The sequence below is a fragment of the Blautia sp. OF03-13 genome, assembly GCF_003460685.1.
Lineage (GTDB): Bacteria > Bacillota > Clostridia > Lachnospirales > Lachnospiraceae > Fusicatenibacter > Fusicatenibacter saccharivorans.
The window spans coordinates 1-19,871 of the sequence record NZ_QTVR01000024.1; the positions used below are offsets into that span (position 1 = coordinate 1).

Annotated in this window: 20 protein-coding genes and 6 pseudogenes; 25 read left to right on the forward strand and 1 reads right to left on the reverse strand. The window is 49.6% G+C overall.

Annotated features, from left to right (window positions below; all coding sequences use genetic code 11):
* The first annotated feature begins 454 nt into the window (after positions 1-454).
* The 14 genes and pseudogenes from DXA55_RS19390 (at position 455) to DXA55_RS14570 (ending at position 9,586) form a co-directional block, all read left to right on the forward strand.
* A complete protein-coding gene (locus tag DXA55_RS19390; protein WP_242996502.1) occupies positions 455-613 on the forward strand; it encodes an ATP-binding domain-containing protein in 159 nt (52 codons plus the stop codon).
* A gap of 206 nt (positions 614-819) precedes the next feature.
* On the forward strand, positions 820-1,239 hold the full coding sequence (locus tag DXA55_RS14520) for a winged helix-turn-helix domain-containing protein (RefSeq protein ID WP_173821045.1): 420 nt from the start codon (positions 820-822) through the stop codon (positions 1,237-1,239).
* Between the two features lie 349 nt (positions 1,240-1,588).
* A complete protein-coding gene (locus DXA55_RS14525; protein WP_009259638.1) occupies positions 1,589-1,987 on the forward strand; it encodes a plasmid mobilization protein in 399 nt (132 codons plus the stop codon).
* Positions 1,959-2,987, forward strand: a pseudogene (locus DXA55_RS19645) (relaxase/mobilization nuclease domain-containing protein); the annotation flags it as partial. The gene DXA55_RS14525 and the pseudogene DXA55_RS19645, both read left to right, overlap by 29 nt.
* A gap of 111 nt (positions 2,988-3,098) precedes the next feature.
* Positions 3,099-3,686 (forward strand): annotated as a pseudogene (locus DXA55_RS19650) (relaxase/mobilization nuclease domain-containing protein); the annotation flags it as partial.
* Positions 3,676-4,062 carry a cysteine-rich VLP domain-containing protein gene (locus tag DXA55_RS14535; protein WP_009259636.1) on the forward strand — a complete coding sequence of 129 codons (387 nt, stop codon included), beginning with the start codon at positions 3,676-3,678 and terminating at the stop codon, positions 4,060-4,062. The pseudogene DXA55_RS19650 and the gene DXA55_RS14535, both read left to right, overlap by 11 nt.
* 133 nt (positions 4,063-4,195) lie before the next feature.
* Positions 4,196-4,930 (forward strand): replication initiator protein A, encoded by a 735-nt coding sequence (locus DXA55_RS14540; protein ID WP_025653850.1) that lies wholly within the window; start codon positions 4,196-4,198, stop codon positions 4,928-4,930.
* Positions 4,927-5,769 (forward strand): ATP-binding protein, encoded by an 843-nt coding sequence (locus DXA55_RS14545; protein ID WP_009259634.1) that lies wholly within the window; start codon positions 4,927-4,929, stop codon positions 5,767-5,769. Before DXA55_RS14540 ends, DXA55_RS14545 begins: the two co-directional genes overlap by 4 nt.
* 14 nt (positions 5,770-5,783) lie before the next feature.
* On the forward strand, positions 5,784-5,972 hold the full coding sequence (locus tag DXA55_RS14550) for a transposon-encoded TnpW family protein (protein ID WP_009259633.1): 189 nt from the start codon (positions 5,784-5,786) through the stop codon (positions 5,970-5,972).
* Between the two features lie 111 nt (positions 5,973-6,083).
* A pseudogene (locus DXA55_RS14555) lies at positions 6,084-7,702 on the forward strand (recombinase family protein).
* Positions 7,703-7,722: 20 nt separating this feature from the next.
* A pseudogene (locus DXA55_RS19655) lies at positions 7,723-7,785 on the forward strand (Maff2 family mobile element protein); the annotation flags it as partial.
* A 199-nt stretch (positions 7,786-7,984) separates the two neighbouring features.
* Entirely contained in the window at positions 7,985-8,257 is a 273-nt protein-coding gene (locus DXA55_RS14560; protein WP_002593556.1) for a helix-turn-helix domain-containing protein, read from the forward strand.
* Positions 8,217-8,594, forward strand: coding sequence for a TnpV protein (locus DXA55_RS14565; protein WP_005927690.1), 378 nt, complete (start codon positions 8,217-8,219; stop codon positions 8,592-8,594). The genes DXA55_RS14560 and DXA55_RS14565 overlap by 41 nt, the downstream gene beginning before the upstream one ends.
* A 29-nt stretch (positions 8,595-8,623) precedes the next feature.
* Positions 8,624-9,586 (forward strand): DUF3658 domain-containing protein, encoded by a 963-nt coding sequence (locus tag DXA55_RS14570; RefSeq protein WP_005927687.1) that lies wholly within the window; start codon positions 8,624-8,626, stop codon positions 9,584-9,586.
* A 61-nt stretch (positions 9,587-9,647) separates the two neighbouring features.
* Here the strand turns inward: DXA55_RS14570 and DXA55_RS14575 are convergent, their stop codons facing one another.
* Positions 9,648-10,454 (reverse strand): helix-turn-helix domain-containing protein, encoded by an 807-nt coding sequence (locus DXA55_RS14575; RefSeq protein WP_117814525.1) that lies wholly within the window; start codon positions 10,452-10,454, stop codon positions 9,648-9,650.
* Between the two features lie 483 nt (positions 10,455-10,937).
* Between DXA55_RS14575 and DXA55_RS14585 the strand changes: the two genes are divergently transcribed.
* From DXA55_RS14585 to DXA55_RS14640, 11 genes and pseudogenes are all read left to right on the forward strand, one after another.
* Positions 10,938-11,126: a hypothetical protein gene (locus DXA55_RS14585; protein WP_117536679.1), complete on the forward strand. Its 189-nt coding sequence runs from the start codon at positions 10,938-10,940 to the stop codon at positions 11,124-11,126.
* Entirely contained in the window at positions 11,123-11,464 is a 342-nt protein-coding gene (locus tag DXA55_RS14590; RefSeq protein WP_005924748.1) for a DeoR family transcriptional regulator, read from the forward strand. Before DXA55_RS14585 ends, DXA55_RS14590 begins: the two co-directional genes overlap by 4 nt.
* Complete coding sequence (locus DXA55_RS14595) at positions 11,457-11,753, forward strand: DUF3847 domain-containing protein (RefSeq protein ID WP_117628259.1); 297 nt, start codon at positions 11,457-11,459, stop codon at positions 11,751-11,753. Before DXA55_RS14590 ends, DXA55_RS14595 begins: the two co-directional genes overlap by 8 nt.
* 345 nt (positions 11,754-12,098) lie before the next feature.
* On the forward strand, positions 12,099-12,947 hold the full coding sequence (locus DXA55_RS14600; RefSeq protein ID WP_025544158.1) for a MerR family transcriptional regulator: 849 nt from the start codon (positions 12,099-12,101) through the stop codon (positions 12,945-12,947).
* Between the two features lie 109 nt (positions 12,948-13,056).
* Positions 13,057-14,631 (forward strand): MobQ family relaxase, encoded by a 1,575-nt coding sequence (gene mobQ / locus DXA55_RS14605; RefSeq protein WP_025544159.1) that lies wholly within the window; start codon positions 13,057-13,059, stop codon positions 14,629-14,631.
* Between the two features lie 66 nt (positions 14,632-14,697).
* A complete protein-coding gene (locus DXA55_RS14610) occupies positions 14,698-15,342 on the forward strand; it encodes a CHC2 zinc finger domain-containing protein (RefSeq protein WP_025544160.1) in 645 nt (214 codons plus the stop codon).
* A complete protein-coding gene (locus tag DXA55_RS14615) occupies positions 15,311-16,648 on the forward strand; it encodes a virulence-associated E family protein (protein ID WP_008394605.1) in 1,338 nt (445 codons plus the stop codon). The genes DXA55_RS14610 and DXA55_RS14615 overlap by 32 nt, the downstream gene beginning before the upstream one ends.
* Before the next feature lie 242 nt (positions 16,649-16,890).
* Complete coding sequence (locus DXA55_RS14625) at positions 16,891-17,088, forward strand: hypothetical protein (RefSeq protein WP_002595176.1); 198 nt, start codon at positions 16,891-16,893, stop codon at positions 17,086-17,088.
* Positions 17,089-18,758: pseudogene (locus DXA55_RS14630) on the forward strand (recombinase family protein).
* A 90-nt stretch (positions 18,759-18,848) separates the two neighbouring features.
* Positions 18,849-18,932 (forward strand): annotated as a pseudogene (locus DXA55_RS14635) (Maff2 family mobile element protein); the annotation flags it as partial.
* A 40-nt stretch (positions 18,933-18,972) separates the two neighbouring features.
* The gene (locus tag DXA55_RS14640; RefSeq protein WP_005927637.1) at positions 18,973-19,839 is read left to right on the forward strand and encodes a VirB6/TrbL-like conjugal transfer protein, CD1112 family; all 867 of its coding nucleotides are present in this window, start codon (positions 18,973-18,975) and stop codon (positions 19,837-19,839) included.
* Positions 19,840-19,871 lie beyond the last annotated feature (32 nt).

Below are 19,871 nucleotides of genomic sequence, written 5' to 3' on the forward strand. Positions count from 1 at the left end.
CCGTTGTACGAATGAAATTTTAAATTTTAGTTTAAAAGTTCATTGAACAAAGTTCACAGATAAAAAGTTTTAATCGGAATGGCGATAGCCCAAAAGTATATATTGCTGAAAAAATCTTCTCTTATTATGTTGGATAAAAGTTTCCGTTGTACGAATGAAATTTTAAATTTTAGTTTAAAAGTTCATTGAACAAAGTTCACAGATAAAAAGTTTTAATCGGAATGGCGATAGCCCAAAAGTATATATTGCTGATAATTCCGAAATCTTCATTGATGAAATTGTTAAGGAAATAAAATTATGCCAAGAGAAAGGGTTTCAGTCGATATGCTTAATTTGTAAAACCGAAAAAAATTCAACCTATCTATTTAATAAAATTAAACACAAACTTGATATTCAATTAATTAAAAATGGGAGCGTATCAGATTTACAAGGCGTGTTTATCTTACCAGTATATATGTCAAAGGGATTAGAATTTGATACTGTCTTAATTTGTGATGCAGATAGCCAAAACTACCATGATGAAGATGATAAAAACCTCTTATATGTTGCCTGCACAAGAGCGCTTCACAAACTTAGCTTATTTTGTGAAAATGAGGTTAGCCCGCTGATATAGATAAATTTACAATATATTGAATTGCCTAAATGCCAAACGCAGCGTAAGTGCATATGAACAAAATGATAATAATTAGACAGACCATCTTTCTCTTTTAATGGCATTAAATTGACATTACGCTCTCTATCATATATATTTGTTGCTTACTGTCAAAAACACGACAGAAAAATATAGTTTAAATTCAACGGATAAAAGAGGTAATGAACATGGGGAAATTACTACTGCTGACACTTAACGAACAAGAGGAAACAGCGATTGACAAAATCATATCGGCAATATCTGATTATATACAGATTGAACCCATGCAGATCACAACCGCTTCCGTGTTATCTTTTCCGGGACTGGAAATAAAGCAGAACCAACGCCGGGTATTTCAAGACGGGGAGGAAGTAAGCCTTACCCGCCTTGAATACAGTACCCTTGTATATCTTGCTTCCAACCCCGGCATTGTCCTCACACGGACACAAATATTTGAAGCCGTTTGGAACATGGAAAGTGAAAGCTGCCAGTCAAGCGTTGCAAATGTGATTTACAACCTGCGGAAAAAAATAGAGCCGGACAGCCGCAAGCCCATTTACATAAAAACCGTTTTAGGTATGGGCTACAAGTTTGCTTCCGGGGAATGACAACAGAATAACCGCCGCCCGTTACAGCGGCATACCATGACAGGAAATCAGAAAAGGTTTCCTGTTTTTTTGCGCCAAAAACCGCGCTGATTTTCCAGCTTTGTCGAAAAGTTTTATCAAAAAGTTTTTCAAAACTTTGCCATATTTGCATTTCTCTGCGTAGTAAGGAGTAAAGGGGGAGTTTCGCCGTTTTCTTAGAGCAAGTTTCTACCACGGTGCCAAAATCCGCAATTCTGCGGTTTTGCCCCTCGCGGGAAACTTGTTGGGGAGTGCCTTCCCCAAACCCTGCTATGCGGCTTGCGCCGCTTATCCCCGCCGCGCTCATGCGGCAAGAAAGGAGGTCACGACCATGCGAAAGAAATACAACACACCCCACCGCAGCCGCGTTGTGAAAACCCGGCTGTCCGAAGATGAATACGCCGACTTCACAGCGCGGCTTGCGCCCTATGGTATCAGCCAGTCGGAATTTCTCCGGCAGGCGATACGGCGCACGACCATACGCCCCGTTATCCATGTGTCAGCGGTCAATGATGAACTGCTTTCCGCTGTTGGAAAGCTGGCCGCCGAGTACGGCAGGATCGGCGGCAATCTCAATCAGATTGCCCGGTATCTGAACGAGTACGGCGCACCTTACAATGCGCTGTCCGGCGAGGTGCGCGCTGCCATAGCCGACCTTGCCGCCCTCAAGTATGAAGTCCTCAAGAAAGTAGGTGACGCGGTTGGCAACACTCAAGCATATCAACTCTAAAAATGCCGACTACGGAGCCGCCGAGCAATACCTGCTTTTTGAGCATGACGAGTTTACCATGAAGCCCGTCCTTGATGAAACCGGCAGGCTTATCCCCCGCGAGGACTACCGGCTGTCCACACTGAACTGCGACGGGGAGGATTTTGCCGTTGCGTGTATGCGGGCAAATCTCCGATACGGAAAGAACCAGCAGCGGGAAGATGTAAAAAGCCACCACTATATCATCAGCTTTGACCCACGGGACGGCCCGGACAATGGCTTGACCGTAGACCGGGCGCAGGCATTGGGGGAGCAATTCTGTAAAGAGCATTTCCCCGGCCACCAAGCCCTTGTATGCACCCACCCGGACGGGCATAACCACAGCGGCAACATTCATGTGCATATCGTTATCAATTCGCTGCGGATAGAGGAAGTGCCGTTCCTGCCCTATATGGACAGGCCAGCCGATACAAAGGCCGGTTGCAAGCACCGCTGTACCGACGCAGCCTTGCGCTACTTCAAGTCCGAAGTCATGGAGATGTGCCACCGGGAGGGGCTTTACCAAATCGACCTCTTGAACGGCAGTAAGAACCGCGTGACCGACCGGGAGTATTGGGCGCAGAAAAAAGGACAGGCCAAGCTGGACAGGCAGAACGCCCCCATGATTGCAGGCGGTATCACGCCCCGGCAGACCAAGTTTGAAACGAACAAAGAGAAGCTGCGGCAGACCATACGGAAAGCCCTTGCCACCGCCGCCAGCTTTGACGAATTTTCCTCTCTGCTGCTGCGGGAGGGCGTGAGCGTTAAGGAGAGCCGTGGGCGGCTTTCCTACCTCACGCCGGACAGGACGAAGCCCATTACCGCCCGGAAGCTGGGCGACGACTTTGACCGCGCCGCTGTCTTTGCCGTTTTGGAGCAGAACGCCGCCAGAGCCACAGAAAAGGCCGCAGCCATACCCGAATACCCCCGGCATGGGAAAACCGGCATACAGCCTACAAAAGCCCCACAAACCGCCCCGAAACTCGTCGGCGCAAGCTCCATATCCTTCGCTTCCCCGCAAGCGGGAAAGCTCACTCATTCCGCTGCTTCTCCTCTCCCCGCAAAGCCAGACGGCTTTGCGGGGGCCCCAAGTGTGCAGCGGCTTGTGGACATTGAAAAGAAGCTGGCCGAGGGCAAAGGCCGGGGCTATGAACACTGGGCGAAGATACACAATCTGAAGCAGGCAGCCAAGACGCTGAATGTGTATCAGGAATACGGCTTTACTTCCCCGGAGCAGTTAGAAGCCGCTGTTGATACCGCCTATCAGGAAATGCGCCAGACCAGCGGCGAACTGAAAGCACTGGAAACCAAGCTACAAGGGAAAAAGGAGTTGCAGCAACAGGTACTTGCCTATGCCAAGACCAAGCCCGCCCGTGACGGGCTGCGGGCGCAGAAATCGCAGAAAGCCCGTGACGCATACCGGCAGGCAAACGAGAGCGATTTTATCATAGCCGACGCAGCCGCCCGGTATTTCAAGGCGCATGGCATTACCAAGCTGCCCGCCCGGAAAGCGTTGCAGGCCGAGATCGAGCAGCTTATCTCCGAGAAAGACGGCCTGTATAACACCTATCACGAACAGAAACAGCGGTTCAAGGAGTTGCAGACCGTCAAGCGGAACATCGACCAGATTTTGCGCCGGAACGAGCCGCACCGCAGAAAGGAGCAGAGCCATGAGCGATAAGTTACCGAGAATGGACTACCGCCAGCATCGGCGGGCGCGGCGGCTGGTACATGAGTGTTGTAACTACGACGAGGGAAACTGCCTGCTGTTAGACGACGGGGAGCCTTGCGTGTGCGTCCAGAGCATTTCCCTTTCCCTCATGTGCCGCTGGTTCCGTGTGGCTGTTCTGCCCCTTGACGGGGAACTGGCCGCAGCCCTCTTGCACCGAGGGAGCCGGAAACGCTGCGCCGTCTGCGGGGCGGCATTTGTCCCCAAATCCAACCGGGGGAAATACTGTCCCGGCTGCGCCGGACGCATGAAGAAAATCAAAGCCGCCGAGAGAAAGCGGAAACAAAGGCAGAAATGTCACGCTTTAGAGCCTTTCAAACCCGCATAAATCAAGGCTTTTTTCGTGGGTGTCAAAGGGTACGCGATACATTTATCCTTTTCCACCGGAAACGCCGTTCTAAGGCGTGACAAAACGCCAAAATCAACCCGAAACACAGGGAGGTGATACTATCGCTGATTATATCATGGCAGACACGCCGCTGCCTATCTATCTGCCCTACCCCCGTTTCCTGCTGAAAATGGAGATTTCCCAGACCGCCAAGCTGCTGTATTCGCTGCTGTTAGACCGTTCCACACTTTCCCAGAAGAACAAGTGGCAGGACGACGAGGGCAGGATATATATTATCTATCCCATCGCGGAGATAGCCGAAATACTGGATAAGGGCAGCACCACCATAAAGGGGGCGCTTAATGAACTGGACATGGCGGGGCTGCTGGAACGGGAACGGGGCGGCTTCTCCGCACCGAACCGCCTATATGTGAAAGTGCCGCGTGTGCCACAGGTACAGTTTTCCGACCAACTGATGGCCGGAAATCCGACCCTCATAGAGCCGGAAAACCGTCCTACTGATGGTCAGAAAACCGACCTTATGATGGTCGGAAAACCGTCCCCTAACCAAACTACTATAAACAACCTTACAGAGAGCCAAACAATGGGAGTGAGTGGGGAGCCGCCCGCGCCCTATGGCCGATACCAGAATATTTTTCTGTCGCAGACCGAATACGACGAGTTGCAGGCAGAGTACCCCGACAGGTTGGAACGGTTCATCGAGGAAATGAGCCGCTACCTTGCCGCCAACGGGAAAAGTTATCAGAACTATGCCGCCGCCCTGCGGATATGGGCGGGGAACGACAAAAAGAAAGCCCCGAAAAAGGGCATACCAGACTACTCATGCAAGGAGGGCGAGAGTTTATGAAGAACGAAATCAACGCTGTTTTGGAGAATATGACGGCCACCACCCCGGAGCCGGAGGACTACACCGGCGAGGACGGTTTACTGTACTGCGGCAAGTGCCGCAAGCCGAAAGAAGCCTATTTTGCGCCGGATAAGGCTGCTATCTTTGGCCGTGACCGCCACCCGGCAGAGTGCGACTGTCAGAGAGCCGCCCGCGAGGAACGGGAGGCCGCAGAGAAGCGGCGCAGGCACCTTGACACCGTGGAGGAACTGAAACGCCGGGGCTTTACCGACCCCACCATGCGGGACTGGACTTTTGAGAACGACAACGGCAGAAATCCGCAGGCCGGGATTGCCCGCCGGTATGTGGAACACTGGGAGGATATGCGAGCCGACAATATCGGCTGCCTGTTCTGGGGCGGCGTGGGAACCGGGAAAAGCTACCTTGCGGGCTGTATTGCAAACGCCCTCATGGAGAAAGAAATCCCCGTCCACATGACGAACTTTGCCCTTATCCTCAACGACCTTGCCGCCAGCTTTGAGAACCGCAACGAGTACATTTCCCGCCTTTGCCGCTATCCGCTGCTTATCCTTGACGACTTCGGCATGGAGCGCGGCACCGAGTATGGATTGGAACAGGTTTTCAATGTGATTGACAGCCGTTACCGTAGCGGCAAGCCGCTGATCGTCACGACCAACCTCACGCTGGACGACCTGCGGAACCCGGAGGACACCGCCCATTCCCGGATTTATGACCGCCTGCTTTCCATGTGCGTCCCGGTACGCTTTACCGGCGACAACTTCCGGCAGGAAACCGCGCAGCGGAAAATGGAGAGCATGAAGAAACTGATTACCGACTGAAAGGAGTATTGCCTATGGCAGATAGACAGCAGCACGACACCCGCACCACCCGCCGCCCCGACTGCGTGACGGAAATCCGCATGGGCAATTCCGTCCTTGTCGTGTCCGGCTATTTCAAGAAAGACACCACGACCACCGCCGCCGACAAAATGGCGCGGGTACTGGAAGCGGAAGCCGCTGCTACACAAAAATCGGCAATTTGACAAATCATAAAGAAGCTGATTTTACACTTTTGCCGCTATACAGCCCGCCCTATTCCGTGGTACAATGAAACCACGGAATAGTGGGGCTGGCTGTCGGAAACGGAGGATTTTATGTTAAGACAAGCCACCCAAAACCTCATTACCGCCCTTTATCCGAGATTGTCCCATGAGGACGAATTGCAAGGCGAGAGCAATTCCATATCGAACCAGAAAAGGATTTTGGAAACCTACGCCAAGCAGAACGGCTTTACCAATCTGCGCTGGTACACCGACGACGGCTTCTCCGGCGCAAACTTTCAAAGACCCGGTTTTCAAGCCATGCTTGCAGACATTGAAGCCGGGAAAGTGGGTACGGTCATAGTCAAGGACATGAGCCGGTTAGGGCGAAACTACTTGCAGGTAGGGTTTTACACGGAAATGCTGTTCCCCCAAAAGGGAGTGCGTTTTATCGCTGTCAACGACAATGTGGACAGCGCAAACGGCGGCATGGACAACGATTTTACCCCTCTGCGAAATCTGTTCAATGAATGGCTGGTGAGAGATACGAGCAAGAAAATCAAGGCAGTAAAACGAGCAAAAGGCATGAGCGGCAAGCCTGTTACCAGCAAGCCGGTCTATGGCTACCTCATGGACGAGGACGAGAACTATATCGTTGACGAGGAAACCGCGCCGGTTGTCCAGCAGATATACCAGCTTTGCCTTGCCGGGAACGGACCGACCAAGATTGCCCGTATGCTTACGGAGCAGCAAATCCCCACGCCGGGGACGCTGGAATACCGCAGGACGGGCAGCACCCGCCGCTACCACCCCGGCTATGAGTGCAAGTGGGCGACGAACACCGTCGTGCATATCCTCGAAAACCGGGAGTACACCGGCTGTCTGGTGAACTTCAAGACGGAGAAGCCTCTTACAAGGTCAAGCACAGTGTAGAGAACCCCGTGGAGAAGCAGGCCATTTTTGAGAACCACCATGAGCCTATCATAGACCGGGAAACATGGGAGCGCGTGCAGGAGTTACGCAAGCAACGCAAACGCCCGAACCGCTATGATGAAGTGGGGCTGTTCTCCGGTATGCTGTTCTGCGCCGACTGCGGCCATGTGATGTACCAGCAGCGGTATCAGAACAAAACCCGCAAGCAGGACTGTTACATCTGCGGCAGCTACAAGAAGCGCACCCGCGACTGTACGGCGCACTTTATCCGCACCGACCTGTTGACCGCCGGTGTCCTCTCCAATCTCCGGCAAGTAACGGAATATGCCGCCAAGCATGAGAGCCGCTTTGTGAAGCTGCTTATCCAGCAGAACGAGATCGGCGGCAAGAGAAAGACCGCCGCAGCCACCAAGCAGCTTGAACAGGCGCAGGAGCGCATTGCCGAAGTGAGCCGCATTATCAAGCGGCTGTATGAGGACAATGTAAACGGCAAAATCAGCGACGAGCGTTTCATGGAACTGTCGGCAGACTATGAGCAGGAGCAGCGGGAACTGAAAGACCGCGCCGCCGCTTTGCAGGCCGAACTGGACAAGTCGCAGGCCGCCACCGTCAACGCGGAAAAGTTTATGGGTATCGTCCGAAAGCACCTTGCCTTTGAGGAATTGACCCCCACCCTCTTGCGGGAAATGATTGAAAAAATCGTCGTGCATGAGTGCAGCTATGACGAGAACGGCACCCGCAGGCAGGACATTGAGATTTATTACAGCTTTGTCGGCAAGATTGACTTGCCCGAAGCCTAACGCCCGACCTATCCGACACAATGGCCAAGTGCCGGATAGGAACGGCAAAATTTTTTACACTTCTATTACTTCTTTATCGCACATAAGCAAAGAGCCAGGGCATGAAGCAGTTCATGGCTAATTAGTTGGAACAAAAAACGAAAGGAAGAGCACAATCCAGACGGTATCAGCGGCAGGCTACAAGAATAAATTGTGATTTCACAAGATTGGTGCTATAATAAGAGAAAAGTTCCTGCCGGGGCAGCCGCCCCGGTGGTATGGATAGAAAGGCAGGAAAACAATATGCACATCAGCTATAAACCACTCTGGCACACACTGTTAGAGCGTGATATGAGAAAAGAGGATTTAAGGCTTGCCGCTGGTATGACAACAAATATGATTGCCAACATGAGCAAAGAGGGAAAGCACATCAGCATGGATACATTAGCCCGTATCTGCGAAACGCTGAATTGTGAGATTACCGATGTGATTGAGTTAGTACCAGACGAGCCTGCTTCCACAGGAGGTAAGGAACATGAGCGAATTGAAACCAAGAATAACGGAAAACGGAATTGATTATATCCTTGTCGGAGATTATTACATCCCGGACTTGAAACTGCCGGAGGAACACCGCCCTATCGGAAAGTACGGACGGATGCACCGGGAATATTTAAGGGAAGTCCACCCAGCCAGATTGAATACATTGATACTGACCGGGGAATTGTGGACATATCTTGCAGACCTGAACGAACAGGCACAGGAACGGTTAGACACCATCATGGAGCAGATGAAAACTGCCGAGGGCGTAACCGAGGAATTGAAGCGTACCCACCAAATGGAATGGGTGCAGCGTTGCAATAACATTCATAACCGGGCAGAAGAAATTGTTTTGCATGAGATGATTTATTCATAACGGGAGCAATTAAATCGGAGGTATATAAGATGATTGAAATTGTATTTGGTGAAAGTGCCTGTGGAAGTTTGAAAATTGCCCAAACTTACGGCAAGGGAAAGTATAGAGGAAGTGCTGTTTCAATATTTATGAGGCATGAAGACGGGAGTGTTCCATCTTCAGATGAAATGAAAAAAGCACAGCTTCAAGCACAGGAACAAGAACGCATTGCTTGGGAGAATGCTATTCCATTGGGAGGCAAGAGCTGTGATGTTTATTGTTTTGATATGGCTCTTAGTGTGGGAGATATTTCTGATAATGGAATTGGCGAACAGCGGAAAAATGTTTTCAAGAAAATGCTGTCTGTCTGCTTTGTAGAGGATTTAGATTATCAGGTTGAAGAAAAAATACAGAAAATTAAAACTACATTGACCTCAGTGATTGAACGATATGTAGCTGGGGAAGAAATTCGCATTTGGTATAGCTATAATCCAGATGAGCTTTGTGGTATGTATTGGCTTATGAAACAACTTCAACCCTTAAACTGCCAGACAACAATTTATTTGGTTAAGTTACCTACATGGGAATATGGAAAAGAAAATACTATGACATCCAAAATAGCATGGGGCGAGGTCTCTCCTGGCGAATGGGGAAACTATATAACTCTACAAGAGAAAGCTAATCCTGTATTTCTTTCAGCTTGTGCTATGAAATGGAATCAACTTCAAAATGAAAATGCACCTTTGCGTGCAATGTTAAATGGTAAATTGCAAAGCGTTTCAGAAGATATATATGATAGTTTCATTCTTCGTGAAATTGCGGAACAGCCAGAGCAATTCAAAATGGCTATTGTCATAGGTAATGTTTTAGGAAAATATCAACTTGGAATTAGTGATGTATGGATTTCCAATCGCATTGATAAAATGCTTGAAGATGGTGTGTTGGAAATTATACAGGACGCACCAAAGGGAGAAACAAATTATCGCCGAATATTAAGAAAACGAATGAAGTAATAACCACAGCACAAACCGCTGCTACATGGAATCCAACAAACCATGCAACAGCGGTTTTCTTTTACCGTTTTTTCCTCTGGTTGATAGGCGTTCCCGTTTTCTTTGATTTTTGGAGAATCCGAATAAGCCAGCGAAATTCTTCTTCCGATAAATTTTTGTAGTTGATACCGAGCTGCTTGCAGTAAAGCACTGCCAGTTTTTCCAAACGGCTGCCCTTGAAATTTTCGACCGCTTCCAGATTTTCTTTCAGTTCATTGGCAACAGTGGTCTGGGGCGCACTCTCACTATCCTTTTTATGGGTTTCCCGAATATCCCGGATAATCAGGTTTAGGTCATCCAGAACCATGTGGCTGAAATATTCATCATCACTGATATGGGCGGCTTGCAGCACTTTCAAATGTGGGTCATCTTCGCCAGGGCGATACCGTTCTATGATTTCATGCCGGACAGTATCGACAAGGGTGTTGAGGTTTTGAATCTGCATGGTGGCAATCCCATCCACATAAATCTCAATGTCCGCAAGAAACTTGATAAAGTCCTTATGGGTGGCAAGTTCGCAGAGCAGACGGTTGTTGATCCGTCCGCTTTTCAGAAGTGCAACCATTTCATCGTTCAAATGCAGCTCCGTCAGTGGCGTGTTGATCTGCTCCCTGTTCTCTGTCCGGCACAGCAGATAATCGACGGAAACCCCATAGAAGTCTGCCAGCGTGATAAGGTTGCCATGATTGATTTCCTTAAAATCTTCTTTTTCATAACTGCCAAGGGCTGATTTAGAAATACCCGTTAGTTTTGATAGTTCTTCCAGATTTAAGCCTTTGTCCTTGCGGAGTTCCCAAAGGCGTTCCTGTATGCTTGTTGCTCCTTTCATGGGCACACGCTCCTTTCCAACGGTTTCATTGCTGCCGCTTATCTGGATTATATCACACTTTCCGTAATCGTGGAAATTTCTGATTTTTACCCTTAATTCCTACTTTGTGGACATACGGCACAGGGCACAAAAATGTTCTATGATACAGGTAGTTCATCGATGGATTATTCCAATCGAATGACCAGCCTGTGTGGGATATGCTTCCCCGGCGATGTAGCGCCATGAATTTTGGCAGGGATATGGAGGAACCCTGACCGAAACGAGCGTACCAAAGGGAGCGATACGCCGCTGTGAGATTCAGGGGAGGAACGACACCGGGGAGAACTGGCGAACTGACACCGAAATGATACCGAAACACGACAATCTGATAGGGGGATAGTCTACCCTATCGCTGATACTTCGGGAGATTTTAAGCGGCTCTATGGCTGTAATTTTGCCGAAAATCGCCCCGAGACCATACACTAAAACGGGAGGAAACACAATATGCCGAGAATGAGCAAAAAGAGGAAGCATGAGCTTTCCTTTTACCTCAATGACCGGGGGCGTGTCACTTACAACGAATTATGCCGGAAATGCCAGCATGGGTGCAAGCAGAGCTTCCGGGCGGTTGTGATTGACTGCCCCTGTTATTTATCCAAACGAGCAAAGAAAAAGGAGGAACACACCGAATGAATTTTGAATTTATGACGATAGACACACCATTACCGCCCTGTATGCCATTTCCCAGAGCGTTGACAGGATTTCCAGTCAGCAGCACCGCAAAGGTCATGTACTGCCGGATGCTGGACGCTATGCTATCCAAAGGGAAGGAGGACGAGAACGGAATCCTGTTTGTCTGCTTCCCCATCACAGCCATTGCCGCAGTCCTGTCCCGCAGCCCCATGACGGTCAAGCGTTCTCTGAATGAACTGGAAACCGCCGGACTTATCATGCGGGTGCGTCAGGGCATTGGAGAACCAAACAGGATTTATGTGCTGATACCGGGAAAGGAGGACGCTGCCCTTGCCTGATACCTCAAAACTGGAAAAGCTCAACCGGGAGTTGGAAAAAAGCGAAAAGAAACTGCGGAAAGCCATCAATGATGAAAAGGCATTGCAGCACCAGTTGAAGCAGCTTACCCGAAAGGAACGGACGCATCGGCTCTGTACTCGTGGCGGTATGCTGGAAAGTTTTCTGCAAGAGCCGGAACGCCTGACAGATGATGATGTCATGCTGCTGTTGAAACTCATTTTTCACAGGCAGGACACGCAGGAACTATTGAAAAAACTGCTGGAACGGGAGAAGCTGGAAACCCCTTAGTTTACTAAGGGCGCAATTATACACCACCCAAAGGTTGGTGCATTGCGTTCTCCGAAGGCTCCTCGCCGGAGGGCTGTGATTTTCCGCAGCCACGGACTGCTCCAAATCAAACAGGGGACGCTACACTTCCCCTGCGCTGGCTTTCGCCAGCTACCCTTTTGTGGACTTGCCATCTGGGGACACCTTGCGTTGCAAGCTGTTCCCAGCCGACAAGTTTTACAGAATCAGTTTTCTGTCTTTTGAGAAGAAATGAAAAATGTTATACTAAAAAATGAAAATGCCTATTGACTCTCACGGAACGTCATAGATTAAAGTTACCTTATCAGGAACAGGAGGTCAGCAGCTATGAGGACAGTAAAAGAAATATCAGATTTAACAGGTATCAGCGTTCGCACGCTTCACTATTATGATGAAATCGGGTTGTTAAAGCCAACAGAAAAAAGTGATGCGGGATACCGGCTTTATGACGATAAGGCACTGGAAACATTACAACAGATTTTATTTTTCCGTGAGTTTGATATCTCCTTGAAAGAAATCAAAGCTGTTTTGGACAATCCGGCTCTTGAAAGAAATCAGATTCTACAAGTACAGCGAAAAATGTTGGTAACAAAGAAAGAACGAATGGAACGTCTGATTGCCAGCATTGATGACATTCTGAAAGGAGAGAACAAAATGGATTTTACAATTTTTACCAAAACAGAAGTAGAAGAAATGTTCCAAACCATGCTTGAGCATATGCCGGAGAATATGAGAAACATTGCAATTAAAGAATTTGGTAGCATTGAACAATGGAAAAAGCATTATATGGAAGTCGTATCTTCGGAAGAAATGCAGAAAGGCTATGCAAAGGTAGTTGAATGGTATGGTGGAAAGGACAAGTTTCTGTCTGTTGCCCGAACTCCCGTCAGCAAAGAAGTTGCAGAAAGCTATAACAAACGGATAGAAGCGATTTTGCAAAAACTGATTGCAAAACAGAATTGTGACATAGATTCTTTTGAAGTAAAAGAGCTTGTTGGAGAATATGGCTTTGTTATGAAACAGCTTGCCCAGATAAAAGAAGAAAAAGGCTTTATGATGGCACAGACGCAGTATTACCGCAATGAACAAATCAAACCAATGATAGACGAAAAATACGGTGAAGGGGCTTCTGATTTCTTTGCACAGGCAATAGAAAACTATTATAAAGTTAAGTAATCTTGAATTTTAACTAAATACCCGCCGCCCCCAGCGGCACACCAAGCAGGAAATCTGAAAAAGGTCTCCTGCTTTTTTTATACCTAAAATCGGAAAGGAGGAACACTAAATGCCCTGTCCACACAATCAAATCTCCATCGTCCAGCGTAGCAACCGCCAGTCTGCTGTTGCCGCCGCTGCTTACCAAAGCGGCGAAAAGCTGTTCTGTGAATACGACCAGCAAGTGAAGCACTACCCAGAAAAGCGTGGTATCGTCCATAATGAAATCCTGCTCCCGGCAAATGCCCCGCCAGAGTATGCAGACCGCAATACCTTATGGAACGCCGCCGAAGCTGTTGAGAAGCAATGGAACTCCCAGCTTGCAAGGCGGTGGGTGCTTTCCATTCCCAGAGAGATACCGCCCGACCAGTACGCCGCCCTTGTCCGGGATTTCTGCAATCAGCAGTTTGTTTCCAAAGGAATGTGCGTGGATTTTGCCATCCATGACAAAGGGGACGGAAACCCTCACGCTCATGTCATGCTGACTATGCGGGCAATGGATGAACATGGGAAATGGCTTCCCAAGAGCCGCAAGGTTTATGACCTTGACGAGAACGGGGAACGGATAAAACTTCCGTCCGGCAGATGGAAAAGTCACAAGGAAGATACGGTTGACTGGAACGACCGCAAGTATTGTGAAATCTGGCGGCATGAATGGGAGATCATCCAGAACCGCTATCTGGAAGCCAACAACCGCCCGGAGCGGGTGGATCTCCGTTCTTATGAAAGACAGGGGCTTGATATTATCCCTACCGTCCATGAGGGTGCTGCTGTCCGGCAGATGGAAAAGCGAGGGATTCAGACCAACATCGGAAATCTGAACCGGGAAATCAAAGCCGCCAACAGCCTGATGAAGTCTATCCGGCAGCTTATTAAAAATCTCAAAGGCTGGATTATCGAGCTTAGTGAAAAACGAAAAGAACTGCTTGCGGAAAAAGCTGCGGAGGAAGCGGTATTTCTTCCCAATCTGTTGATGAAGTACATGGAGGTACGAAAGGCAGAACGGAGCGACTGGACACGGGCGGGACAAAACCGTGGAACTTCCAAAGACTTAAAGGCAGTCAGCGAAGCCCTGTCCTATCTTCAGAGAAAGGGACTTTCCACCGTGGAGGATTTGGAAAACTTTATAGAAACGTCCGGGAAATCTGCCGCCGACTACCGAAAGCAGATGAAGCCAAAGGAAACCCGCAGCAACGTGATTGACGCTATCCTTGCCGCCCGGACGGACTGTAAGGAATGTAAGCCCGTTTATGAGAAATACCAGAAGATATTTTTCAAGAAAACTAAGGAAAAATTCAAGCTGGAACACCCGGAGGTTGCCCGGTTTGAGAAAGCCAGTGCCTACCTTGCCAAGCACCCGGATGATAAGGACAGCACGAAAAAGGAGCTTTTGCAGGAACAGGCGAAGCTTGTGGGCGAAATCGCAGACTTGAAAGTACCGTTGACCGAGGTGCAGGAAGATTTGAAGAAGCTGCGGGACATCCGCTACTGGGTACGGAAAGCCACACCCGGCACAGAGGAAAGCAAAGAGCCGCCCAAGAAGCAGCCCCTCAAAGAAGTCTTGCAGGATAAGGCTGACGAGAAGAAAGCACAGAAAAACGCCCCGGCGCAGACGAAACACAAACAACAGGATATGGAACTTTAACAGGCACTTGTCATTTTCAGATTGAGAATGATAAGTGCCTTTTCTTTTTTACAAGGAGGAATTGATTTGAATGTATTTGAAGCTGTGAAGCAGTCCGTTACGACAAGACAGGCTGCGGAGCATTACGGAATCCGGGTAAACAGAAACGGGATGGCTTGCTGCCCGTTCCACAACGATAAGACCCCCAGCATGAAGCTGGACAAGCGTTTCCACTGCTTCGGATGTGGTGCAGATGGGGATGTGATTGATTTTGTAGCTGCCCTGTACGGGCTGGGGAAAAAGGAAGCCGCCGCACAGTTGGCGAGTGACTTCGGGCTTGCCTATGAGGACTGGAAGCCACCGGGCAGGGCAAGGAAGCCCAAGCCCCGGCAGAAATCCCCGGAAGAACAGTTCCGGGAAGCAAAGGCACATTGCTTCCGTGTCCTTGCCGATTATCTACACCTCTTACGGGTATGGAAAACCGACTATGCCCCGCACTCCCCGGAGGAAGCGTTTCATCCCCGGTTCGTGGAAGCCTTGCAGAAGCAAGCCCATGTGGAATATCTGCTGGATGTGCTGCTGTTCGGGGAGACAGAGGAAAAAGCGGTTTTGATTATGGACTACGGAAAGGATGTGATACAGCTTGAACAGCGAATGGCAGAGCTTGCAGCCGCAGACGCAGCAAGAACTAAAAAACACCATGAACGCCATGCAGCCGCCCCAGAGCGTTGAGGAAGTAAAGGCAACTCTGGAAACCACCGAGAAAGGCGGCGTCCGCCAGAGCATACGGAACTGCCTGACCGTATTCCAGCGTGACCCTGTGCTTGCCGGGGCAATCGCCTACAACATCCTGACCGACCGCAAGGACATCATAAAGCCCATCGGTTTTCACAGAGAAAGCACAGCCCTGACCGATACGGACATGAAGTATCTGCTTCTCTATCTGGAGGAAACCTACGGGCTTACCAGTGAGAAAAAGATTGAAACCGCCATCGGGATTGTGGCGAATGAGAATAAGTACCACCCCATCCGGGATTTTCTGAACAGCCTTGCATGGGACGGGACTGAGCGCATCCGCTTCTGTCTGCGGCACTTTCTGGGAGCTGATGTGGACGATTACACCTATGAAGCCTTGAAGCTGTTCATGCTGGGGGCGATTACAAGGGCATTTAAGCCCGGAAGCAAGTTTGAAATCATGCTGTGTCTGGTAGGCGGTCAGGGGGCTGGCAAATCCACCTTCTTCCGGCTGCTGGCAGTCCGGGACGAGTGGTTTTCCGATGATTTGCGGAAGCTGGACGATGATAACGTGTACCGCAAGCTGCAAGGTCACTGGATAATTGAAATGTCGGAAATGATGGCAACCGCCAATGCCAAGAGCATTGAGGAAATCAAGTCCTTTCTAAGCCGCCAGAAAGAGGTTTACAAAATTCCCTATGAAACTCACCCGGCAGACCGCCCCCGTCAATGCGTGTTCGGCGGCACTTCCAACGCCCTTGACTTTCTCCCCCTTGACCGTTCCGGCAACCGCCGATTTATCCCGGTCATGGTGTACCCGGAGCAAGCCGAGGTTCACATTTTGGAGGACGAAGCCGCTTCCAGAGCCTATATCAGCCAGATGTGGGCGGAAGCAATGGAGATTTACCGAAGCGGCATGTTCAAGCTGTCATTCAGCCCAGCCATGCAGCGGTATCTCAAAGAACACCAGCGGGATTTTATGCCGGAGGACACCAAAGCCGGGATGATACAGGCTTACCTTGATAAGTACACCGGGGAAACGGTCTGCTCCAAGCAGCTCTACAAGGAAGCCTTAAACCACACCTTTGATGAGCCGAAGCAATGGGAAATCCGGGAAATCAACGAGATAATGAACCAGTGCATTACCGGGTGGAACTACTTTTCCAATCCGAGGATGTTTGCGGAATACGGCAGACAAAAGGGCTGGGAGCGTGAAATCCCGGCAACGGACACCGACAACCCGCCCGAAAAATCTATGGACGGTTTTGTGGAGGTCACAGAGCAGATGGAGCTTCCATTCTGAAAATGACAGCCCGTTGCCGACTTCGTTGCTATCCCGTTGCCGAGCCGGTTGCCGGGGAAAATCCCTTATTTCCGGGCTTTTTCCCTCTCTGACAACCAAAACAACAGAAAAATAAAAGAAAAGTATAAATAGTAATCAACGCCAGATTGAGATTGTTTGCAAGGTCTTTTGAAGCCCGTTGCCGGACTTCGTTGCCGACCGTTCTCTGTCTGGCTATTTTCATGTATGGAGGATAACTGCCTATGGCGAAAAATAAGACCAAGATTGAAGTGACAACCGTATTTGACGGGGAACTGGACGCCACCGATGTGTTCGTCAGCCTGATTTCCCAGAAATACGGCAAAACAAATACAAAAGAATATCTTGCTAAAAAGAAAGATTTGAAGTATAATGAAGATGAGGTTCAACAGAGCCAGATACCGTCTGGATTGTGTGGGTAAATGGCTATGATGAACGAAATGGAATACAGAACAATCGGTTCAGCACTTGCCGGGGGCTATCGTGCGGCGGTCTATTGCAGGCTGTCAAAGGACGATGACCTGCAAGGCGAAAGTGCCAGTATCGCAAACCAGCGTGATATGCTGGAAAAATACTGCGAAAAGCAGGGATGGGAGGTTGTGGCAGTCTATCAGGACGATGGCTTCACAGGTCTTAACATGGAGCGTCCTGATTTACAGAGAATGTTGAGAGCCATTGAGCGCAGGCAAATCAACCTTGTCATCACGAAAGACCTCAGCCGACTGGGGCGTAACTATCTGCAAACAGGGCATTTGATTGAGGACTTTTTCCCAAGAAACGGTGTCCGCTATATCGCCATGAATGACGGTATCGACACTCTGCGGGATAACAACGATATTGCCCCGTTCAAGAATATCCTGAACGAGATGTACAGCAAGGATATTTCCAAGAAAGTCCATTCATCTTATCTTCTGAAAGCGCAGAAAGGACAGTTTACCGGGTGTCTTGCCCCGTTTGGGTATCGGAAAGACCCGGAGGACAAGAACCATCTGCTCATTGACGAGGAAACAGCCCCGATTGTGCGGCTGATTTTCGGATATGCCCTGAACGGTCATGGTCCGAACTATATCCGCAGACGGCTGGAGGAAGAAAAAATCCCCTGCCTACATGGTGGAACCGGGAACGGGGGTTTCGCAATACCCGCACCAAATGGGAAAAGAAAGACCCGGAAAACGGGCGGTATATGTGGGACTTCTCCGTTATCAAAGATCTTTTGATGAATCCCGTCTACACCGGGGCGATTGCTTCCCAGAAAAAAGACTACCGTTTCAAAATCGGAACGATTGGGGAAAAGAAGCCGGAGGACTGGATTGTGGTGGAGGGACAGCATGAACCGCTGATTGACCGCATGAGCTTTGACATTGTGCAGAACAAGCTGAAATCCCGCCAGCGTCCGGGGCAGACAAATGAAATCAGCCTGTTTGCCGGATTGATAAAATGCGGCGAGTGTGGGAAATCTCTGACGATACGCTACACAAACGCAAAACATCCCCAGCGGATTTATTCCTGCAAGACCTACAATGCCTTTGGAAAGAACCACTGCACCCAGCACCGGATTGACTATGACACCCTTTACAGCCATGTGCTGCGGAAAATCCGGGAATGTGCCAGAGCCGCCCTGATGGACGGGAAAGCGGTTGCTGACCGCCTGACCAATACCTGTGAAGCCGAGCAGCGGGAACAGCGGGAAGCAATGGAACGCTCCCTTACAAGGGACGAGGAACGGATTGAGGTTCTGGACAAAATGGTAATGCGGCTTTATGAAGATATGATTGCAGGGCGTATCAGTGAGCAGAACTTCAACACCATGCTGGAAAAGACACAGACCGAGCAGACGGAACTTAAAACAAAAGTGTCCGAGGGCAGAAAGCGGCTGTCCGATGAAGTCCAGCTTGCCAATGACGCAAAACAATGGGTGGAAGCCATTCAGGAATACGCCAACATCACAGAGTTGGACGCAGCCACCCTCAACCGCTTAATCAAAGAAATCGTCGTGCATGAGCGCATTGACGAAGATAAAACAAGACACATTTCTATCGAAATTCATTTTAATCTCAAACCCATCCCGGAGGTGGAACAGGTCACTGCCTGACCTGTCCCGCCGGGACGGTTCTCTTAAAAACACCATATAGATTTTTTGTACGCCGCCGCCCGCCATCGAGCAGAGTTTTACACCTAATTGGGGATAAAACAGCTCATGGCGGGCGGCGGTGTCGTTCTGATCGGCCTTCAGCTTATCCCTCTGCTGTCCGGCCTGTTCAGCTAAGTGTCACCCGTTGTCCCTTTTCCAGAAAAGGAGCTGATGTATGGACTTTATCATCGACGCAATCGTTGAATGGCTGAAAGGTCTGCTCGTCGATGGTATCATGGGAAATCTGGATGGCCTTTTCGATAACGTCAATCAGAGCGTTGGCGAGATCGCCACACAGGTAGGCACGACCCCGGCGGACTGGAACGCCGGGGTCTTTTCCATGATACGACAGATCTCCGAAACTGCCATTCTGCCAATCGCCGGGGTCATCCTCACTTTTGTTATGACCTATGAACTGATACAGATGCTCATAGAACGCAACAACCTCCATGAAGTTGACACATGGATGTTTTTTAAGTGGGTGTTCAAAACCTTTGTGGCTGTGATGATCCTGACGAATACCTTCAATATCGTGCTGGCGGTCTTTGATGTGAGCCAGCATGTGATACAGCAGTCAGCGGGCATTATCCAGAACGGGACAGAGATCACGCCGGATGTGCTGGACAGTCTGCGGACAGAGCTTGAGGCGATGGAGTTAGGCCCTCTGTTCGGACTCTGGCTCCAGTCCTTCCTGATCCAGCTTACCATGATTGCCTTAAACATCGTGATTTTCGTCATCGTATATGGCCGTATGATTGAAATTTATTTACTCACAAGTTTAGCGCCTATCCCGTTTGCCACCGTCCCCAACAGGGAAACCGGACACATGGGGCAGAACTATTTCCGCTCCCTCTTTGCGGTGGGCTTTCAAGGTCTATTGATCTTGGTCTGTGTCGCCATCTATGCGGTGCTGATCCAGAGTATCGCCACCGACGGCGACCCCATCGGGGCGATCTGGGGCTGCGTGGGATATACGGTGCTGCTGTGTTTTACCTTATTCAAAACAGGCAGTCTTGCAAAATCCATCTTCGGCTGCCATTAAGAGACTTCGGGCCATGCTGACCCGAAGCGGAA